The organism is Streptomyces sp. NPDC048383 (assembly GCF_040651775.1).
GTDB lineage: Bacteria > Actinomycetota > Actinomycetes > Streptomycetales > Streptomycetaceae > Streptomyces.
Genome location: NZ_JBEZKS010000001.1, coordinates 419,174 through 435,769, shown reverse-complemented (window position 1 = coordinate 435,769; position 16,596 = coordinate 419,174). Strand labels below are relative to the sequence as shown.

Annotated in this window: 15 protein-coding genes, 1 tRNA gene and 2 pseudogenes; 10 read left to right on the top strand and 8 right to left on the bottom strand. The window is 69.6% G+C overall.

Features of this window, described 5'->3' with window-relative positions; genetic code table 11:
• Window positions 1–680: 680 nt before the first annotated feature.
• Window positions 681–1,748 carry a hypothetical protein gene (locus AB0D46_RS02120; RefSeq protein WP_362875313.1) on the bottom strand — a complete coding sequence of 356 codons (1,068 nt, stop codon included), beginning with the start codon at window positions 1,746–1,748 and terminating at the stop codon, window positions 681–683.
• A gap of 233 nt (window positions 1,749–1,981) precedes the next feature.
• On the opposite strand from AB0D46_RS02120, the gene AB0D46_RS02115 reads away from it, so the two are divergent.
• A complete protein-coding gene (locus tag AB0D46_RS02115) occupies window positions 1,982–2,896 on the top strand; it encodes a Yip1 family protein (protein ID WP_362875312.1) in 915 nt (304 codons plus the stop codon).
• Between the two features lie 73 nt (window positions 2,897–2,969).
• Here the strand turns inward: AB0D46_RS02115 and AB0D46_RS02110 are convergent, their stop codons facing one another.
• Together AB0D46_RS02110 and dcd are read right to left on the bottom strand one after the other, a co-directional pair.
• Window positions 2,970–3,470 carry a phosphoribosyltransferase gene (locus AB0D46_RS02110; RefSeq protein ID WP_266935795.1) on the bottom strand — a complete coding sequence of 167 codons (501 nt, stop codon included), beginning with the start codon at window positions 3,468–3,470 and terminating at the stop codon, window positions 2,970–2,972.
• The gene (gene dcd / locus AB0D46_RS02105; RefSeq protein WP_362875311.1) at window positions 3,467–4,054 is read right to left on the bottom strand and encodes a dCTP deaminase; all 588 of its coding nucleotides are present in this window, start codon (window positions 4,052–4,054) and stop codon (window positions 3,467–3,469) included. The genes AB0D46_RS02110 and dcd overlap by 4 nt, the downstream gene beginning before the upstream one ends.
• Window positions 4,055–4,560: 506 nt before the next feature.
• On the opposite strand from dcd, the gene AB0D46_RS02100 reads away from it, so the two are divergent.
• Window positions 4,561–4,634, top strand: a tRNA-Gly gene (locus AB0D46_RS02100).
• 254 nt (window positions 4,635–4,888) lie between these two features.
• Here the strand turns inward: AB0D46_RS02100 and AB0D46_RS02095 are convergent.
• Together AB0D46_RS02095 and AB0D46_RS02090 are read right to left on the bottom strand one after the other, a co-directional pair.
• Window positions 4,889–5,062, bottom strand: a pseudogene (locus tag AB0D46_RS02095) (ester cyclase); the annotation flags it as partial.
• A 178-nt stretch (window positions 5,063–5,240) separates the two neighbouring features.
• Window positions 5,241–6,452 (bottom strand): FAD-dependent oxidoreductase, encoded by a 1,212-nt coding sequence (locus tag AB0D46_RS02090; protein WP_362875310.1) that lies wholly within the window; start codon window positions 6,450–6,452, stop codon window positions 5,241–5,243.
• Between the two features lie 205 nt (window positions 6,453–6,657).
• On the opposite strand from AB0D46_RS02090, the gene AB0D46_RS02085 reads away from it, so the two are divergent.
• A complete protein-coding gene (locus AB0D46_RS02085; RefSeq protein ID WP_362875309.1) occupies window positions 6,658–7,299 on the top strand; it encodes a TetR/AcrR family transcriptional regulator in 642 nt (213 codons plus the stop codon).
• A 388-nt stretch (window positions 7,300–7,687) separates the two neighbouring features.
• On the opposite strand, the gene AB0D46_RS02080 is transcribed toward AB0D46_RS02085, so the two are convergent.
• Genes AB0D46_RS02080 through AB0D46_RS02070 form a run of 3 tightly spaced genes read right to left on the bottom strand, consistent with a single transcriptional unit; the run spans window position 7,688 to window position 10,742 of the window.
• The gene (locus AB0D46_RS02080; RefSeq protein ID WP_362875308.1) at window positions 7,688–9,037 is read right to left on the bottom strand and encodes an FAD-dependent monooxygenase; all 1,350 of its coding nucleotides are present in this window, start codon (window positions 9,035–9,037) and stop codon (window positions 7,688–7,690) included.
• Window positions 9,034–9,996, bottom strand: coding sequence for a prenyltransferase (locus tag AB0D46_RS02075; protein WP_362875307.1), 963 nt, complete (start codon window positions 9,994–9,996; stop codon window positions 9,034–9,036). The genes AB0D46_RS02080 and AB0D46_RS02075 overlap by 4 nt, the downstream gene beginning before the upstream one ends.
• Before the next feature lie 5 nt (window positions 9,997–10,001).
• Entirely contained in the window at window positions 10,002–10,742 is a 741-nt protein-coding gene (locus AB0D46_RS02070; RefSeq protein WP_362875306.1) for a methyltransferase, read from the bottom strand.
• 641 nt (window positions 10,743–11,383) lie between these two features.
• Between AB0D46_RS02070 and AB0D46_RS02065 the strand changes: the two genes are divergently transcribed.
• The 7 genes and pseudogenes from AB0D46_RS02065 to AB0D46_RS02035 all read left to right on the top strand — a co-directional run.
• On the top strand, window positions 11,384–11,833 hold the full coding sequence (locus AB0D46_RS02065) for a hypothetical protein (protein WP_362875305.1): 450 nt from the start codon (window positions 11,384–11,386) through the stop codon (window positions 11,831–11,833).
• Between the two features lie 332 nt (window positions 11,834–12,165).
• Window positions 12,166–12,402, top strand: a complete 237-nt coding sequence (locus AB0D46_RS02060) for a hypothetical protein (protein WP_362875304.1) — start codon at window positions 12,166–12,168, stop codon at window positions 12,400–12,402.
• Between the two features lie 619 nt (window positions 12,403–13,021).
• Window positions 13,022–13,225: a cold-shock protein gene (locus AB0D46_RS02055; protein ID WP_112446604.1), complete on the top strand. Its 204-nt coding sequence runs from the start codon at window positions 13,022–13,024 to the stop codon at window positions 13,223–13,225.
• A gap of 318 nt (window positions 13,226–13,543) precedes the next feature.
• Window positions 13,544–15,103: a DEAD/DEAH box helicase gene (locus AB0D46_RS02050; protein ID WP_362875303.1), complete on the top strand. Its 1,560-nt coding sequence runs from the start codon at window positions 13,544–13,546 to the stop codon at window positions 15,101–15,103.
• Window positions 15,104–15,149: 46 nt separating this feature from the next.
• Entirely contained in the window at window positions 15,150–15,566 is a 417-nt protein-coding gene (locus tag AB0D46_RS02045) for a CBS domain-containing protein (RefSeq protein ID WP_362875302.1), read from the top strand.
• A 50-nt stretch (window positions 15,567–15,616) separates the two neighbouring features.
• Entirely contained in the window at window positions 15,617–15,931 is a 315-nt protein-coding gene (locus AB0D46_RS02040; RefSeq protein WP_362875301.1) for an SCO5918 family protein, read from the top strand.
• Window positions 15,932–16,149: 218 nt separating this feature from the next.
• Window positions 16,150–16,594, top strand: a pseudogene (locus tag AB0D46_RS02035) (alpha/beta hydrolase); the annotation flags it as partial.
• Between the last annotated feature and the right edge of the window lie 2 nt (window positions 16,595–16,596).

The window sequence follows — 16,596 nt, the reverse complement described above, 5'->3', positions numbered from 1 at the left end:
CGAAGGCTGCTGCGGACGCGGAGGCCGAAGCTGCGGCGAAGGCGGAAGTTGCGGCGGAGCCCGCTGAGGTGGCTCCCGCTGCCGAGGCGAAGGCCGAGGCAGAGCCTGCGGCGGAAGCTGCGGCGGAGCCCGAAGCTGGGGCGGCTCCCGCTGCCCAGGCCGAGGACGCGCGCGCTGCCGATCCGGAAGGCACGGACGTGGTCCGGGCCGAGGCCGCCACGGACGCAGCCGAGCCCGTCGCGAAGGCGGAGACGAAGGCCGCGGCCGAGGCCGAGCCTGCCGACAAGGCGGCGGCGGTCGAGCCCGCGGACACGGCCAAGCCCGCCGAGGCGGCGGCCAAGGACGAGGCCAAGCCCGCCGACGAGGCGGAGGTCAAGCCCGAGGACGAGGCCAAGCCCAACGAGGCCAAACCCAACGAGGCGGCGGAAGCCACGACCGAGGGTGACGCCAAGCGCGCGGACGAGGCGGAAGCCGAGCCCGAAGGTGACGCCAAGCCCGCCGACGAGGCGGAAGCCGAGGCCGCGGGCGACGCGGTCAAGGGCGAGGCGGGGGCCACGGGCGGCAAGTAGGCCCCGGGCCCACGGCGCGCGGGTGCAGCGCCGCACGACACGCGAACGGCCGGTCCCCCCTCGGGGACCGGCCGTTCGCGTGCGTCGTCGTGCAGGGCGGGGCGGGGGCGGTCAGCCGCGGCCGCGGCCGCGCCGCAGCATCGCGAAGCCCAGGCTGGCCGCGCCCATCGCGGCCATGCCGCCGCCGGCCGCCACCAGCGCCGGGGTGTCGCCCTTGTGGGCGACTCCCTCCGCGCCGACCCGCGCGCCGTCCTTGGACGCGGTCCGCTCGGAGGACGTCGTCCCGGCGGGCTTGACCACCGGCGCCGTGGTCGGGGTCGGAGCAGTGACGACGTCGGCGGGAGTGCCCGGCTTCGCCTTCTCCACCGTGTACGTCTCGATCAGCTTGCCGGTGCCGAAGTCGTAGACCCAACTGTCGCCGCCGCTCCGGCCGTCGATGGCGACGAACTTGAGCCGCTTGCCGTCCTGGACCAGCTTGTACGTCCAGCCGTCGTGCAGCGCGTTCGGGTGCTTCAGGTCGATCGTGCCCAGCGGGCGCCCGTGCGGCGTGAAGAGCTCCACGCGCTTGCCCTGGGGGCCGGACGCGTGGCCGTGGCCGTCGACGAGCCGCGCGATCCGCCCGTCGGGCAGGGTGACGCGGATCCGGGTCTCCTTCTTGACGTTCGGCCTCGGCTTCACGACCGACTTCTCGACCGGCTTCTCGACGGGCTTCTGGACCGGCTTGCCGCCGCCCTCGACCCACGAGGTCACCCGGCCGTTCCCGTGCAAGGTGATGTGGAGACCGCCGCAGGTGGCGTTCGTCGACCGGCCGTTCTCGGCGGCCAGGCTGCCCGCCTTCCGACCGCCGGCGAATATTTCGGCCTCGAAGCGGTCGTCGCCGACCCGGTAGACCTTCGCGACGGATCCGTCGGCCAGCTTCACGGTGGTGACGTAGCCGCGCGCCGCGACCGGCGGCGTCGTGGACTGCGTGACGGGCGGCACAACGGGCGGCGTGACCGGCGGGGTGACCGGCGGCGGCGCCGTCGGGTCCACGGCCGGCCGCTCGATCCCGGACAGCGCCTCGGCCCCCGGAGCCGTCGCGGAGTCCGCGAAGGCGGATCCGACGGGCACCGCCAGCACGGCGGCGGCTCCCGTCAGGACGGCGGCGGTACGAAGGGTGCTGCGACGGGTGCTGCGCATGGTGCGGGCTCTTTCCTGCTCGTTCGTGACTCCGTTGCGACGACACCGACGAAGCTACGGGCCCGATACATAGGCATTCCGTCGGGAAGGTAACGAACCACCGCAGACTGCCGCACAGCCGCGTAAAACACCCACCCGGGCGTCCCCTAGGGGATGTCACAGCTCAGCCGCAAAGGCCACGTGTTCGGGCGGCCCGGCCACCGACGGTCCGCCGAGCAGGTACTTTCGATCACGTGGCTGGATTCAGGATCGGACGCGGCCGGGACAACAACCGCACCCCGCAACAACCCCCGCAACCCCCGCGGCAGCAGCCGTACGGTCAGCAGCAGCGCCAAGCGCCGCAGGCACCGTACGGTCAGCAGCCCTACCCTCCCGCCGGTCCACCCCCGCAGCAGCAGTGGCCCCAGCAGGGTGCCGCCGGGGGGCATCACGGCGAGCCGGAGTACTTCGACCCGTACGGCCAGCAGCAGCAGGCCCCGTACGCGGCCCCGCACGAGCCCTCGTACGCGAACAACCCGGGGCACACCCAGGCCTTCGTCTTCGGCGAGGACCCGTACAACCAGGGCCCGACCTACCAGGCGGGTTCGGCGGCCGCCGCGCCCGCGGGGCCCCGACTGCACTGGAAGGAGCTCCTGCGCGGCATCGTGATGCGGCCGGGGCCGACCTTCTTCCAGATGCGGGACTACGCCGTCTGGGGTCCGGCGCTGGTCGTCACCTTCCTCTACGGCATGCTCGCGGTCTTCGGCTTCGACAAGGCCCGCGAGGACGCCATCAAGGCGACCCTCACGCAAGCGATCCCGATCGTCCTGACCACGGGGCTGGCCTTCGTCATCTGCGGCCTCATCCTCGGCGCGGTCACCCACACGCTGGCCCGCCAGCTGGGCGGCGACGGGGCCTGGCAGCCGACCGTCGGACTGTCGATGCTGGTCATGACGATCACGGACGCCCCGCGCCTGCTGGTCGCGGTGTTCCTGGGCGGCGACAACATGTTCGTGCAGGTGCTGGGGTGGGTCACCTGGCTCGCGGCCGGCGCGCTCTTCACCTCGCTGATCAGCAAGTCGCACGACCTGCCCTGGCAGAAGGCACTCGGCGCCTCCGCCATCCAACTGGTCGCCCTGCTGTCGATCATCAAGCTGGGCACCCTCTGACCCGCTGACCGCACGTACGACGAGGGGCCCGCCGCGCGGTCAGCGCGGCGGGCCCCTCGTCGTACGTCTCGCCTCAGGCGTCGAGGACCTGGCCCTCGCGCTTGACCACGGGCGGCTCGACCGACCAGGGGAAGTTGATCCACTCGTCGGTCTTCTTCCACACGTACTCGCACTTCACGAGGGAGTGGGACTTCTCGTAGATCACGGCCGACCGGACCTCGGCGACGTGGCCGAGGCAGAAGTCGTGGACCAGCTTGAGCGTCTTGCCGGTGTCGGCGACGTCGTCGGCGATCAGGACCTTCTTGTCCGTGAAGTCGATCGCCTCGGGCACCGGCGCCAGCATGACCGGCATCTCCAGCGTCGTGCCGACGCCGGTGTAGAACTCCACGTTGACGAGGTGGATGTTCTTGCAGTCGAGCGCGTACGCCAGACCACCCGCGACGAAGACCCCGCCGCGGGCGATGCTCAGGATGATGTCGGGCTCGTAGCCGTCGTCGGCGATGGTCTGCGCGAGCTCGCGCACGGCGCGTCCGAACCCCTCGTAGTCGAGGTTCTCGCGTACTCCGTCAGTCATGCGTCGTGCCTCACCTGGGTGCGGTGGAAGTTCTGGAAGGAGCGCGAAGCGGTCGGCCCGCGCTGCCCCTGGTAACGGGACCCGTACCGCTCACTGCCGTACGGGAACTCCGCCGGCGAGCTGAGCCGGAACAGGCAGAGCTGCCCGATCTTCATGCCCGGCCACAGCTTGATCGGCAGGGTGGCGAGGTTCGACAGCTCCAGGGTGACGTGCCCCGAGAAACCGGGGTCGATGAACCCGGCGGTCGAATGCGTCACCAGACCCAGCCGGCCGAGGCTCGACTTCCCCTCCAACCGGGAGGCGATGTCCTCGGGCAGCGAGATGACCTCGTACGTCGACGCGAGCACGAACTCGCCCGGGTGGAGGATGAACGCCTCGTCCCCCTCCGGCTCGACCATGCGGGTCAGATCGGGCTGCTCGACGGCTGGGTCGATGTGGGCGTAACGGTGGTTCTCGAAGACCCGGAAGAACCGGTCGAGACGCACATCGATGCTGGAGGGCTGCACCATCGACTCGTCGAAGGGGTCAATGCGAACCCGTCCGCTGTCGATCTCGGCCCGGATGTCTTTGTCGGAGAGAAGCACGTCCCGAGGATACGCAGAGCGCCCGGGCCACCCCCAATCGAGAGCGAACCCGCGCGCCCCGCCCGGACTCCCGGCCGGCCCCGGACTTCCCGGCGCTCGGCGCGTCAGCGCTTGGCGCCGCCCACGGGCACCGCGTGCCTCAGCCGCGCGCACCGCGGACACCTCAGCAACCGCCCGGGCCCGATCCGACCGGCACCGAGGTGCTGGAGCGGAAACGAGGCGGTACTGAAAACGTGCCCTTCGGCACAACGGACGACGGTGTGCTCCATCGAGTCCCTTTCCCCAACGAGCCGTACTGCGATGAATCGCCACATTAAGGGATGTTCGGGACGCGCTCCAGCCGCCACTCCAACCACCGGACCGCGCCCTAGGCTACGCCCCAACTCCCGCGCCCACGCGCCCTGCAGCACTCGCCGACGCACCACCGCCCCCGCGGGCGAATTCACCGCGGGTCGATCATGAGGTACAGTGTGCAACGGTACGGATCCAGGCAACTGGTCCATATTGCGGATGTAGTTTAATGGTAGAACATGAGCTTCCCAAGCTTATAGCGCGGGTTCGATTCCCGTCATCCGCTCCACCGCAAAGCCCCAGGTCAGCGACCTGGGGCTTTGTTTGTTGCCCAGACCTCTCGGGGCACGCACGCCATGCACGTGCCCCAACTGCGACAACAGGGTGCCGGGTTGCCCGCTGGTGCTGGGCAGTAAGGGGGCATGCCCGATCGTCGGCTCGCTCAGTCGGCGCCTCCCCCTGGCCGGCTCCGGGAAGCATGCCGAGCTGCCGCATCTGCGAGAAGATGTCGACGACCCCCCAGATCTCGGCGATCGTGCCGCCTGCGAAGCGGAAGATGAAGATCTCGTTGTAGGCCACGGATCTTCCGGTCGGCGGAAGGCCCCTGTACTCGCCTCGGTGGGTCCCGGTGACGGTGTTCCTGAAGACGATCCTGTCCCCCTCGGTGATCACGTCCTCGACCCTGACGTGAAGGTCGGGGAACGCCCGAAGGAGCACCTCCCACACTTGCTTGAGTGCCTGCGCCCCATCACACCTGTCGGTATCGGCGCGTGGAACAGCACGTCCGGTTCGACGACCTCGTCGATCGTCTTCGAGATGACCCCCAGATCGCCGCTGTTCACGGCATCGTGGAAACGGCCGAACGTCACCCTGTCGTCCCCTTGCGCCCCGATGCTCACAGCGCGGCCACTGCCACCGGCTCTTCGGCCTGCCCAGCCTGCTTGGCCTGGAGCAGTCGCTGTCGCGTGGCGCCTCCCGAGACGCGGTGCAGGCGGTACGCGCCGGGCTTGCCCGCCTCGTCGGCCAGGTGCTTGACGACGCCCGTGCACACCGCCTCCTTGAGCTTCGCGCCCAGGCGGCCGTCGATGTTGAACCACACCGCGACGTCGGCCCGATTGGCGAACTGGAAGATGCCGTCTGCCCGGCCCAGGCTGATGCACTGGGCGGCGAAGGACTGGTTGAGGGTCTCGGGCCGCTCACCCGCGATCCGGGCCAGCACCGTGTCGGCGGCGCGCGCGCCCATCGGCATCGCGGCCTGGCAACTCATCCGCAGCGGCAGGCCCGACGGCGCCGCCGAGTCCCCGGCGGCGATGATGCGTACGTCGTCCACGCTTGTCAGCGTCTCGTCCGTGAGCAGCCGGCCCAGGGCGTCGGCGCTCAGCCCACTGCGCACGGCCAGGTCCGGTACGCCGAAGCCGACGGTCCAGATGGTCACCTCGCTCGACAGCGTGCGGCCGTCGGCGAGCCGTACGGCGTCGCGGGTCACGGCCGTCACCTTCGCGCCGGGGCCGTCGAGGACGGTCACCCCGAGTTTGGCCAGCCGCTTGGCGACCGAGCGCCGGCCCCGGGGGTGCAGGTACGGGCCGAGCACCCCGCCGCACACCAGCGTCACGGCGCGGCCCGCCTCCGAAAGCTCGGCGGCGGTCTCGATGCCGGTCGGGCCGGCTCCGACGACCGTCACCGCGGCCGTCGCGGGCGCGGCGTCGAGGACCGGCCGCAGCCGCCCGGCCTCCTCGAAGGTGCCGATGGGATAGGCGAACTCGGCCGCCCCGGGCACGCTCGGGTCGGCGCTGCCACTGCCCACCGCGTAGACCAGATAGTCGTAGCCGACCGTGCCGCCGCCCGCCAGCTCCACGGCACGCCCGGCCGAGTCGATCCGGGTCACGCTGTCGACCACCAGCCGTACGCCCTCAGCCAGGACCTCCCGGTAGCCGACGACCGCCGTGTCGGTCCCGCCCACCAGCTGGTGGAGGCGGATGCGGTGGACGAAGTCCGGGCGCGGATTGACCAGCGTCACCGTCACGTCACCGCGCTGCGTCAGACGGTTGGCCGCCATGACGCCCGCGTACCCTCCGCCGATCACGACCACATCGGTGTTCTCGTTCATGGTGCGTCCTCCGCTTCAAGGGGGTTCGGCCTCAAGACACCGACGCCCCGGTTCCTGTGACAGGTACGGCTGTGTGACCTGCCCCACCATCAAGTACACGATTGTGCGGTCACTGCACACCTGTGCAGCGACTGCATGAAGATATACTTACTCCCTGAGGGGGCGTCAAGACCCCAGCGACCCGATCCGGGAGCGAGAGGCCACGATGACCAGTGACGATCCGGTCCGCCGCGGCGGTCGTGAAGCGCAGCGCCGCCGCACCCGCAAGGCGATCGTCGACGCGGCGGTCCGGCTGAGCGCCGACGGAGCGACGCCGTCCATCGACGAGATCGCGGCCGCCGCCGACGTGTCGCGGCGCACGGTCTACGCGTACTTCCCGAGCCTCGACCACCTGCTGATCGACGCGACCGCCGGCGCGCTCAACGAGCCCCCGGTCGAGGAAGCGCTGAACGACCCCGCACTGGCCGGCGACCCCGCGGGCCGGGTGGACGCCCTCATAAGGACGCTGTTGAAGTACTCACCGCAGTCGCTTCCCCTCGGCCGCCGACTGATCCGCCTGACCGTCGATCAACCGGCAGGCGAGACTCCGGAGCCGACCGGGCCGCGCCGCGGCCCCCGCCGGATCCAGTGGCTGGAGCAGGCCTGCGAACCGCTCCGCGACACCCTGAGCCAGGAGTCGTACCAGCGGCTGATCTCGGCCCTGACCATCGTGGTCGGCTGGGAGGCGCAGATCGCCCTGCGCGACGTCCGCGGTCTTGGCCCGGAGGCCGAGGAGGAGGCCATCACCTGGGCGGCGCGCGCCCTGGTGGAGGCAGCGATCAGGGAACACGAGGCGGACAGCCCGTAAGACGACGGGTCCCCACGCCGGCCGGCACCGACAGCGGACCTCGCGGAGAGCAACTGCTACTACGGACTTCGAGGGGCAGGTTCCCGTCCCCGCATGAGGGGTCGTCCCACAACGTGCCAGTCGGGACGGTGAACAGCGGTCAGCAAGGGGGCCGACGAGGCAGTCAGGCCGAAACCGATGCCGACCGTTTCCGCAGGTCAGAGCCCATTTCCATGCTCAGGCACCGGGTGATGCGCCGACGGCATCCGCTCGATAGCGGTCCAAGCCGCCCTCCAGGGCATGCGCGTCCGCCTGCGCCGGTACAGCGGAGTGCCGGAGGCCCAAGAACTCCGAGAGCGCGCGGCTCGCGTTTCGGAGTGACCAGGAGGGACCCGGGCGAACCCCACGTTCACTGAGGTGCTCGGCAGGGGTCTCGAAGGCCCTGCCGTTTGAGCGCTGCAAGGACGACGCGCGGGCGGATGAGTGTGGTGGGCGGATCGCTCAGGCCCGCCACCCGGATCAGGGCGTCCGTGGCAGCTGAGTCGTGTGGTGCCGCACCGTGCAGCCGGGTCACGTATGCGTTGCCCAGACGGGCGGCGAGAGCGCGCACTCCCTTACCTCCGGTGTGCTGCAAATCTCTCGTGGTCGACAGAAACCACGGGCGGTTGATGATCCTGCCGACGTCGCGCACGAAAGCCTGCGAGCTCGGGTCGGTGCCGCGGCCGAGATGGGCTCGCAGGGCCATGACTTCCATCGCGGCCACGGTCATGCCCTGGCTGTAGCTGGGGTTGAGGCTGCACACGGCGTCGCCGAGCACGAGCAGCCGCTCGGGGAAACGGGACAGCCGCTCGTAGCGTCTGCGTACGCTCGCCGGAACGTGGAAGGCGATCGGATCCGTCAGCGGTGTAGCACCGCGAATGCGTTCGTACACCTCGGCGGTGGGCAGAGACCTGCAGAACTCGAGGTATCCGTCCGGGTCGACGGGCGGATGATCACCGAGGATCCCCGTGAGGGACAGGTAGTAGGTGTCGTCGCCGGCGCGGCCGAAGACCGCCCCCCGCGGGTTGGTGCGTGAGGCCAGACACGTAAGGAACTGGGCGCCGTTGAGGGACTTCGAGCTGCGGTACAGGCGCGTGACGTAGGCGAGGCCGATGGCCATGCGGTCCTCGGGCGGCCGTTCGTAGCCCAACTGCTCCAGCCACACGGGCGTGCGCGACCCACGGCCGCAGGTGTCGACGACGAGGTCGGCGCCGAGGCTGAATTCGTCAACGGCCTCTGCGGCTGCTGACCGCAGTCGGACACCGGTCACGCGACCTCGGCACGGGGTGGCCTCCAGTCCGGTCAGCTCGGTCCGCTCCAGGAAGGTGACGCCCGGCCGCGCGACCACCTTGCCGCGGATGTAGTCCTCGAGCACGGGGCGCTGCGTGGTCACCGTCGGCAGACCGGTGCGGGCGGCGCGGAACCGTTCGCCGTTGAAGTACCAGTGCTGCTCGCCCAGGTCTCCCATCGGGAACCGCGCACGTCGCATCTCGTCGAGGATGCCGGGAAACAGTTCCTCGAGGATCATGCAGCCGCGGGCGTGCAGGCCGTGGGCGTGACCCGCATGAGGGGTTCCGCGCCGCGGGTCCCGTACGCCGACGACCTTGTCGCGTTCGACGACGATGACCTCGCGGTAGAAGTCGGACAGCACTCTGGCCGCGAGCGTGCCGCTGATGCTGCCGCCGACCACGACGGCCCGGTCGCCGACCGGGCCGTTCATGACGGGTGTCCGACGATCAGCGCGGCGGCGAGGCCCACGGAGCCGAGGTCGATGGAGAGCAGCACCAGGAACCGGGCCGTACGCAATCTCCGCCCGTACACCCCGTACCAGAGTTGGATCAGGTGCAGGACGACGACCGGAGCGGCGAACACGAGCGTGCCGGGCCTCAGCCGCGTCGCGCCGAACAGCACCGCCAGCAGCACCGCGTGCACCGCCACCAGCATGTGGAGAGCGACGGCGAACCACAGCGGGGGCAGTATGACGGCGAGGGTTTTGCGGCCCACGGCTGCGTCGCCGGACCTGTCGGAGGCGTTGCCGTACGACACGACCAGGAGCAGCCACAGTCCGAACAGCGCGCCCACCAGCAGGGCCTCGCGGCTGACCGTGCCGGCGACGATCCAGTAGGGCGTGATCACCGTCCAGGCACCGGTGACCAGGATCGCCGATTCAAGCCCCAACGGCCGGTAGCTGAGCTTGATGCCGCACGAGTACTGGACGCCCAGGACCTGTACGGCGAACGCGACCGCGATCACCGGCGCGGGTACCCGCCAGTCCAGAATGCCCGCCCCCACCGGGATGGCGAGGACGCCGACGGTCCCGGTGACGAGGGCGAATCCAACGGCCTGGGGCAGGGACAGCTCACCCGTGATCAGAGGTTTCCTGACCCTCGTCACCCGAGGTCTGCCCCGGTAGTTGTGCTCGTCGCTGCCGTCCAAGTACCCGGTGACGTCGTCAGCGGCCGACGCACTCCACTGCACTGCCAGGGTGCCGACCAGCACACAGGCCAGGGCGAACAAGTCCTCTCGGCTCGCGTCGCTGAGGAAGCCCTCCGATCGCAGGAGCAGCAGCCCCAGGGCCCAGCCGTAGATGTAGTGGTACATCCGTGCCTTGCCGAGCCTGAGGTAGCTGACGATCCCCGGCCGGGCACGGATCGACGTGGCGACCGGGGGTGCGTACACGGGGATCACGCGGCCTTCGAGCCGCTGGACCGCGTCACCTCGAGCAGCTGGAACGTGACGGGGGCACCTCCCGCGTGGCGGGTCGCCCGCCGACGTTCGGTGATCCGCGCACCGGATGCAGCGACCAGCTCGGTCAGCCGGCCCGCGTCGCCGAGGCTGTTGAAACCCAGGAACATCCGGCCCCCGGACGTCAGTCGCCCCAGCCCCTCACGGAGATACCGGTCGTGCGCGGCGTAGCTGCGGTCGAAGATCGCGCGCTGTACCCCGCGGGTGTAGACGAAATCGTCCGGAGCGAAGATGACATTGGAGTTCCAGAACACCAGGTCGAACTTCTCGTCGGCGGCCACAGCACTGTAGAGGTCGCTTCGCAGGACCCGCAGGCGATCGCGCACTCCATGGCGGGCCGCGTTGAGCTCGGTGTTTCGCACCGCTGTCGGATTGATGTCAACCGCTGTGACCCGTGAGCACCCCTGCAACGCGGCCACCACAGCCGTCACCCCGGCACCGCAGCCCACTTCCAGGAAGGTTCCACCCACGGGAAACGGCAGCCATTCGGTGAACAGCACAGTTGACGCGGTGTGGGTCGGAGCGAATACCTGGGGAAGAAGCTGCCACTGAAGCCCTGCCATCTCGAACTGCCGGGGCCGCGTTTCTTCGCCGTGCAGCTCCACCATCTGCAGGCCGATCCGAAATGCATTGTCACTCGCCGTCGGCAGGACGGCAGAATCGATTAGAGAATGCGTCACCAAATATCCTTCTCATGTGATCACGCAGCGAAGCCTGCCGTAAGAGGCTGGCCGTGACCCTACGCGCCAACGGAGCGACGGTCCGCAGCACTGCCGCTCCGCACGCCGGGCGCCACTCATGGCAACTTCCGCCGACCGGGTGATCATCGACCCTTGTCGGACCCCTCCGCCCGTCGGCACGGGACACGCCGCCGACCGGCTGCGTCACACCCGAACGAATGACACGACCGCGCGTCGCCCCCCACCAACGAGCCCGCCCATCATCACGTCACGTGAACAACCGGCTGTAGTACCGGACGGCGCCCACCGACGGGCACCCCGTTACCGAGAGCGTTCGAGCAGGCCGATCCGGAAGCAGATGTCCCGAGCACCCGAATGTTGAATACCGGTCCCCTCGAAACCAATTCACCCATTCGACCCCCCAGATTGAAGCTTCGATCTCCTAGGGTGATCACCACCCCCATTCAACGATCGGAGTCCCCTTGCGTCGCCGTTATGCAATTTCTTTGGCCTGCGCCCTACTCACGGTGAGTGCGGCCTCATATGCCCTTGCCGCCGACGTACGGGCCGGCAGCGTCACGGGCGGGACCGTCGACTGCTTCCCCACCGGGGCCCTGACCGCTGTACTCAACGAACGGGGCATGAGCGTCGAGGCCGCGGCCCCCGCCGACGCCCTTCCCGGCGGTGGCGTCCGCTTCGACAAGGTGTCCGGTTCGATGAGCTCGACCTTCCAAGGCAAGCTGGACATGGAGGGCGGCATCTCCCTGGTCGGCAAGGACGGGACTCGGCTCGACGTACTGAAGCCGTCCGGCGAAACCCCGCTAGGTGCTCTGAGCGCGACACCGCAAACGACACGGCCAGGGCAGGCGCCGCAGACGGGAGCACGAGCCGAGGTCGCATACCCCCTGGTGCCCGGAAGCGTCAGTGGCCGTCCCACGAGCCTGACCACTTTCGAGGTCACGGTGGGATCCACGAACTTCGCACTGAAGGAGGCCGGTGCCGCACGTATCAACGATGCCTTCGGTACCACCCTCACGAAGGATGCCACGTTCATGAATTGCACAGCCGTCCTCCAGGGCCGCTTGGGCTGACGCATAACCCATCGAGAACGCCCTGGAGCGGGATTCGTCCACGCACGATGACACCCGCAAGGGCACCCGGACCGACGGACGAATGCTCCCGAGGCTCCCACGGCGCGCCGCCGCTCATCTTTCGCCGGATGCCCATGCCTCGGTGTAGTGGTGGCGCGCCGATCGCCGTACCAGCGCGGACGACAGCACGCCCCCGCTACAACCCCTGGCCTGGGCAGTCCTCCTCCGCCACTCTGAACAGCAGAACAAGTCGCCACCCTCTCGCCCGAAATAGCGGACCCCATGCCCCCCGCCCGTTTGCCGCCCCGCCGAAGTCCCGTTGCGACGCGCACGTGCCGCACCCGGACTCCGACAGCGCCGGAGCCGTGGAAGCCGTCCTGACCACATGGCTCTACGGCCGCCTGGCCGACGCGAAATCCCTCAACCCGGTGTTCTGCGACGAGGTGGCCCGTCTCCTGGCCGTCTTCGTACTGCGTGGCGGCAAGCGTCTGCGCGCCTTCATTCTCCTGGTGGGGATGGCGCGCCGCGGGCCGATCCGCCGAATACCCGGGTGCCCGGTCCGACCGTAAGCCGGCTGGGGACGACGTCCGTGAGGGCAAGCCCACCTACCTCGCCGCAATCGCCCTGCAACTCGCCGAACGCACCGGGAGCCACCATGCGCCACGCGTTCTCCGACGTTCACTCGGGAGGACTGCGTATCGGCACGCCCGCTCCGGGTACCCGGGCCGCCTCCGCGACAACGACTTCGCGTTCGTTGTCGGACAGGACTTCGCCACCGCGAGGAGCGCTCCAGCGGTCCGCCACGTCGGGACCCGTCCTCGATACGCCCCCGACCAGCCAACTTCGCTGCCACCTCCCGCAGCGGGCGGCCAGCACCCAAAAAACGCTGCGGTCAGGGGGAATCAATATCTGTCGCCGCAACCTAAGGATTTAATGGATCCAGCGGGGAGGGTTTCTACCGCAACGCGGCGGCCGCAAATATTCCACGCACACGGGCCGCTGCAGCGTGCTACTGTCGATCTCGGTTGCAGTTTTGGTACCCAAGAACTTCAAGTGCCTCCAGACCGGAATTCATTCCACTGGAAGCGCTTTGTATTTCCCGGCTCTTTTGCCGGGCGGGGCATCATCGCGGCGACACGGCGTCCGCACAGTGCAGTCGCCGATGCATTGCCCCAAAGGAGATATGACATGGCTGCTGGTACCGTCAAGTGGTTCAACGCGGAAAAGGGTTTCGGCTTCATTGAGCAGGACGGTGGCGGCCCTGACGTGTTCGCCCACTACTCGAACATCGCCGCCCAGGGCTTCCGCGAGCTGAACGAGGGCCAGAAGGTCACCTTCGACATCGCGCAGGGCCAGAAGGGCCCGACGGCCGAGAACATCGTTCCCGCCTGACGCTGACACGCATTCTGCAGCTGGGGCCCGCATCCCTCGGGGTGCGGGCCCCAGCTGCACGCATTTCCCGCGGTGAGTTCACCCGCGGTATCGATCATGGAGACACTCGGCCGACCGGCCCTTTCGGAGCCGAACCCGAGTTGATTGTTTTTGGTTGTCGCGCCCGTCTGGCGCCACCTTTTTTCAGCGTCTGAGCCGTACAGATTCCTGTCCGCCAGATCCGCTTTCGCATCAAATTCGGCCCGTTCTCGCAATTCCCTGCGCCGCTCCTACGCTGCGGGAATTCCTTGATACGTGCCGCATCAAGGAAGGTTCCGCATGAACCCCACACGTACGAACGAGCGCTCCTCCCGCACCCGCAGCCGCACCGGCGGCCCCGCTTTCGGCTCCGGCGCCGGCTCCGGTTCGAGCCGGGGCAGCAGCCGCTTCGGCTCTTCGCCCCAGAGCCGCTCCGGAGCTCCGACCCGCTCCGGTGGTCCGAGCCGCTCCGGTGGTCCGAGCCGCTCGGGCGGCTATGGTCGTCGGCCCGCCGCGATCCAGGGCGAGTTCGCCCCGCCGAAGACGATCACCCCCGCGCTGCCCGCCGTCGAGGCCTTCGCCGACCTCGCCATGCCGGCCCCGCTGCTCGCCACGCTCGGACGTGAGGGCATGGCCACGCCGTTCCCGATCCAGGCCGCCACGCTCCCCAATACCCTCGTGGGCCGCGACGTTCTCGGCCGTGGCCGTACCGGCTCCGGCAAGACCCTGGCCTTCGGCCTCGCGCTGCTGGCCCGTACGGCCGGCCAGAGCGCCGAGTCGGGTCAGCCGCTCGCACTGGTCCTCGTACCGACGCGCGAACTCGCCCAGCAGGTGACGGCCGCGCTCGCCCCCTACGCCCGGGCGGTCAAGCTGCGCCTGGCCACCGTGGTGGGCGGCATGCCCATCTACCGGCAGGCACAGGCGCTGCGCGCCGGGGCCGAAGTGGTCGTCGCCACGCCCGGCCGGCTCAAGGACCTCATCGACCGCGGCGACTGCCGGCTGAACCAGGTCGCGATCACCGTGCTCGACGAGGCCGACCAGATGGCCGACATGGGCTTCATGCCGCAGGTCACCGCCCTGCTGGACCAGGTGCGGCCCGAGGGCCAGCGGATGCTGTTCTCCGCCACCCTCGACCGGAACGTCGACCTGCTGGTGCGCCGCTACCTGACCGACCCCGTCGTGCACTCCGTCGACCCCTCGCAGGGCGCGGTCACCACGATGGAACACCACGTCCTGCACGTCCAGAACTTCGACAAGCAGGCCGCCACGACCGAGATCGCCGCCCGCGAGGGCCGCGTGATCATGTTCCTGGACACCAAGCACGCCGTGGACAGGCTCACCGAGCACCTGTTGAGCAGCGGAGTCCGCGCCGCGGCCCTGCACGGCGGAAAGTCCCAGCCCCAGCGCACCCGTACCCTCACGCAGTTCAAGAGCGGGCACGTCAGCGTCCTCGTGGCCACGAACGTCGCGGCCCGCGGCATCCACGTCGACAACCTCGACCTCGTCGTGAACGTGGACCCGCCGACCGACCCCAAGGACTACCTGCACCGCGGCGGCCGCACCGCCCGCGCCGGCGAGTCCGGCAGCGTCGTCACCCTGGTGCTGCCCAACCAGCGCCGCGAGATGGCACGCCTGATGACGGCCGCCGGCATCAGCCCGCAGACCGCCCAGGTCCACTCGGGCGACGAGGCCCTGACCCGCATCACCGGCGCCCAGGCACCCTCCGGCATTCCGGTCACCATCACCGCACCGGTGTCCGAGCGGCCCAAGCGCGGCACGGCCTCCCGCGGCCGGCGCGGGCCCGCCTCGGCTGCACGGCGCGCGAGCGCGCGGCAGTCCGCCTTCGATGCGGCGGCCTGAGCACAACTTGATCAGGAAACTGACCCATCTCTGCAGGAGGCAGATCTTGTCGCTGGTCCAGATGCAGCCCCGCCCGGCGCATGCCGATGTTCATGCCGACCTCGTCCTCCGGACGGTGGACGACGCCATGGAAGCGGCCGGTCCGCAGGTTTGCGACGACATGACCGTCGAGGTGGCCCTGGCCGTCATGGCCGGCTCCCGCGCGGACCATCTGCTCATCTGCGACGAGGACGGCCTCTGCACCGGCCTGATCACGCGGGAGCAGTTCCGTGCCATCCGCGACAGCGCCGCGTACACCGACCGGCTCCGGCTGCGCGATGTTCTCGGCGACCGCGGTCCGTTCGCCTCACCCGTGACCACGATGGCCGAGGCCGAGCACGCGATGCGCTACCGCCGGCTCGACGCCCTGCCCGTGGTCGCCGAACAGGGCGGCGCCCTGGGCGTCCTCGTCCTCGCACGCTGAAATCACCGCACCGTGGTCGGACCGTTCTCCCCTTCTCCCTGTGAGGCATCATGCGCTGTGTCATCGCCCGCTTCCCGTTCGACCTGACCAAGAGCGGTGTCCTGGAGTCCATGAAGGGCATCAAGCCGGAGCAGGTCATCGGCGAGTCCGTGATCATCGGTCGCCGTACCTACCCCGTCAAGCAGGTCGGCCAGGTCCTCACCCGCCAGGACCGCCGTGACTTCAGTGCCGGCGAGGTCCTGCGCGCCATGACCCAGCTCGGCTTCACCTGTCGCGGAGGCCTTCCGCGAACCGCCGTGGCCACGCGCGTGCTCAACCCCCTCGAGCGGGCCTCCGCGATGCTCGGCACCCCCGTGACCGCCTGACCAGTGGGCCCGGCGCGCGCCGCCACCCGAACAGCGAAGAGGGCCCGACCGGCACGCGCCGCTCGGGCCCTTCCGCGTACCCACGGGAAAGCGCGATGGGTGGACTGCACTCCGGGCGGCTCCTGCCGGCCGAGGACGCGTGTGAAGACGGTGGGCAGGGCGTGGGGTGATCCGAGGGGTCGCAGGGTAGGCGAGTGGCTCCTGGGAAGCGGAAGTAGATGGGCATCGAGCGCAGGAACAACGTGACCTGACCGGCAATCCGCAGGGCCGGACGGTGGTATTGGCGCACGGGTTCGGCTGTGATCAGAACATGTGGCGGCTGACCGTACCCGCCGCGACGCGCTCCACCTGCGCGACGCGGTGTTCGTGGGGCACTCGGTCAGCGCGATGGTCGGTGTACTGGCAGCCGGGATGGCTCCGGAGCGGATCGGGGCGCTGGTGATGGTCGCCCCCTCCCCGCGGTACATCGACGACGACGGCTACCGGGGCGGGTTCAGCGCCGAGGACATCAACGAACTGCTGGACTCCCTGGAATCGAACTACCTGGGCTGGTCGGCCGCGATGGCACCGGTGATCATGGGGAACGCGGAGCGGCCCGAGCTCGGTGAGGAGCTGACCAACAGCTTCTGCGCCACCGACCCGGAGATGGCACGCGTCTTCGCCCA

Bases quoted from the DNA above. Each gene is read 5' to 3' on its own strand.
- AB0D46_RS02050 (WP_362875303.1), top strand. From the start codon at position 13,544: ATGAACCCCACACGTACGAACGAGCGCTCCTCCCGCACCCGCAGCCGC.
- AB0D46_RS02090 (WP_362875310.1), bottom strand. From the start codon at position 6,452: ATGAACGAGAACACCGATGTGGTCGTGATCGGCGGAGGGTACGCGGGC.
- AB0D46_RS02040 (WP_362875301.1), top strand. From the start codon at position 15,617: ATGCGCTGTGTCATCGCCCGCTTCCCGTTCGACCTGACCAAGAGCGGT.
- AB0D46_RS02065 (WP_362875305.1), top strand. From the start codon at position 11,384: ATGAGCGTCGAGGCCGCGGCCCCCGCCGACGCCCTTCCCGGCGGTGGC.
- AB0D46_RS02110 (WP_266935795.1), bottom strand. From the start codon at position 3,470: ATGACTGACGGAGTACGCGAGAACCTCGACTACGAGGGGTTCGGACGC.
- AB0D46_RS02055 (WP_112446604.1), top strand. From the start codon at position 13,022: ATGGCTGCTGGTACCGTCAAGTGGTTCAACGCGGAAAAGGGTTTCGGC.
- AB0D46_RS02080 (WP_362875308.1), bottom strand. From the start codon at position 9,037: ATGAACGGCCCGGTCGGCGACCGGGCCGTCGTGGTCGGCGGCAGCATC.
- AB0D46_RS02085 (WP_362875309.1), top strand. From the start codon at position 6,658: ATGACCAGTGACGATCCGGTCCGCCGCGGCGGTCGTGAAGCGCAGCGC.
- AB0D46_RS02120 (WP_362875313.1), bottom strand. From the start codon at position 1,748: ATGCGCAGCACCCGTCGCAGCACCCTTCGTACCGCCGCCGTCCTGACG.